The following is a 442-nucleotide window of genomic DNA, read 5'->3' as shown; positions in this document are numbered from 1 at the left end:
GAGAACTGGTAGGCGGCGTTGGCGCCCCAGACGGCGAAGAGGGGCGAGGTGAAGCCGGCGTTGAAGTAGAACAGGTCCTGGAAGCAGGAGTTGATCGAGTTGCACGGCGGCAGGCCGTAGTAGCGGTCGGGATGGGTGCGCCCGAGTTCGACGACGAGGCGGTCGTCGAGGAGCTTCTGCTCGTAGGTGAGGAGCGAGAGGCGGTTGTTGTTGGGGGTGTAGGGCGGCTGGTAGCCGACCGTGGTGTCGCCGATATCGGCGGCCATGTTGAGGTTGCGCACCAGGCCGAAGAAGGTCTGGGTGAACTTGATGGTGCCGCCGCTGATATTGGCCAGCCGCTGCATGTCGGCGCTCATGGAGAGCACGAAGTAGGCGGAGTTGGACTGCTCGCCGGGGCGCAGGCCCATGGTCGGGTTGGCCTGGTAGAAGTCGTAGATGTTGA

General features: G+C 64.0%; 1 protein-coding gene. It reads right to left on the bottom strand.

The features are described from left to right. Nucleotides 1-442, bottom strand: a 442-nt coding sequence (locus OWC43_RS03310; RefSeq protein ID WP_393958479.1) for a carbohydrate porin, incomplete at both ends; no start/stop codon positions are given.

Origin of the sequence: Methylorubrum sp. POS3 (genome assembly GCF_043352485.1) — a bacterium.
Taxonomy (GTDB): Bacteria; Pseudomonadota; Alphaproteobacteria; order Rhizobiales; family Beijerinckiaceae; genus Methylobacterium; species Methylobacterium suomiense.
This window is presented reverse-complemented; position numbering and strand designations above follow the sequence as displayed.